The following is a 1,686-nucleotide window of genomic DNA, read 5'->3' as shown; positions in this document are numbered from 1 at the left end:
TTCGTTCGTGTATTGGGCTACCAAAGGCTATGCCGTTTTAGATGATGCTTCGTTCCCTATTATTGGCGAAGGAAAAACCGAACCCAACGATACTTTTATTGCGCAATTGGTTTCAAATGCAGAGGCAGCTATTGATGCAGTAGACAATTTAGGATATATCAACAGAAAAAAAGTAGCTGTTGGCGGACATTCGTATGGTGCATTTATGACCGCCAATTTGCTAACACATTCCAACTTATTTGCTTGTGGAATTGCCCGAAGTGGAGCCTACAACCGAACTTTAACACCGTTTGGTTTTCAGAGTGAGCAACGCAGTTATTGGGAATCACCAGAAGTTTACAACGGCATGTCTCCTTTTATGAATGCCGAAAAAATGAAAACACCGTTATTATTAGTTCATGGAGAAGCCGATAACAATCCTGGGACTTTTACCTTACAAACTGAACGCTATTTTCAAGCTTTGAAAGGTTTGGGAGCTCCTGCTAGAATGCTAATTTTACCCAAAGAATCTCACGGTTATGCTGCCAAAGAAAACATTATGCACTTGCTGTGGGAACAAGATCAGTTTTTACAGAAATATTTAAAAAATTAATTTTTAACATAAAAAAATTCCGATTATTTCGGGATTTTTTTGCTTTAATAATATTCTATACTAAATTATTTTCTACCAAATATTCTGCAATTTGAATGGTATTTGTTGCAGCACCTTTCCTTAGATTATCGGCTACGATCCACATATTCAATGAATTTGCTTGGCTTTCGTCACGACGAATTCTACCAACAAAAACATCGTCTTTTCCTTGGGCAAAAAGCGGCATTGGATAAGTAAAAGTATCTAAATTATCTTGTACTTTTATACCACTAGTTTGGTGTAATATTTGACGTACTTCATTCAAATCGAAATCGTTTTCAAATTCTACGTTTACAGCTTCACTGTGTCCACCAACAATTGGAACTCTAACGGCAGTAGCGGTAACGGCAATAGTTTTATCGTCAAGAATTTTTTGAGTCTCTCGAACCAATTTCATTTCTTCTTTGGTATATCCGTTTTCTTCAAAACTGTCGCAATGTGGAATGGCATTTCTATGGATAGGATATTTGTATGCCATTTCGCCTTGAATTCCTGCATATTCATTTTCTAATTGTTGTACACCTTTTACTCCGGTTCCAGTAATCGATTGATAAGTAGAAACAATTACACGCTTAATTTTGTACTTTCTGTGCAAAGGGGCTAAAACCATAACTAACTGGATAGTTGAACAATTTGCATTAGGAATAATTTTATCTGCTGCGGTTAAAATGGAACCATTAATTTCGGGTACGATTAATTTTTTAGTTTGATCCATTCTCCAAGCCGAAGAATTATCAATTACGGTTGTACCAGCTGCAGCAAATTTTGGTGCCCATTCTAATGATGTTTCTCCACCTGCAGAAAATAAGGCAATATCAGCTTTCATGTCGACAGCAGTTTGAAGTCCAACTACTTTGTATTTATTTCCTTTCCATTCTATTTCTTTTCCAACCGATTTTTCGGAAGCTACTGGGATTAATTCGGTTATTGGAAAATTTCTTTCTGCAAGAACTTTAAGCATTACTTCGCCAACCATTCCGGTGGCACCTACAACGGCTACTTTCATTTTATGAGGATGTGTTTAATTTTTTAAAATGTAAATGTACTAAATTATA

2 protein-coding genes are annotated in these 1,686 nt (G+C 36.2%); one reads left to right on the top strand and one right to left on the bottom strand.

The window, feature by feature from the left end:
* On the top strand, positions 1-592 hold a 592-nt coding region (locus RMO83_RS07465), incomplete at its 5' end, for a prolyl oligopeptidase family serine peptidase (protein ID WP_310559050.1).
* A gap of 55 nt (positions 593-647) precedes the next feature.
* On the opposite strand, the gene RMO83_RS07460 is transcribed toward RMO83_RS07465, so the two are convergent.
* Positions 648-1,637: an aspartate-semialdehyde dehydrogenase gene (locus RMO83_RS07460; RefSeq protein ID WP_310559049.1), complete on the bottom strand. Its 990-nt coding sequence runs from the start codon at positions 1,635-1,637 to the stop codon at positions 648-650.
* Between the last annotated feature and the right edge of the window lie 49 nt (positions 1,638-1,686).

The sequence above is a fragment of the Flavobacterium sp. genome (assembly GCF_031423415.1).
In the GTDB taxonomy this organism is placed as follows: domain Bacteria; phylum Bacteroidota; class Bacteroidia; order Flavobacteriales; family Flavobacteriaceae; genus Flavobacterium.
The sequence above is the reverse complement of the archived record's forward strand: the minus strand, read 5'-3'. Positions and strand labels throughout refer to the sequence as shown.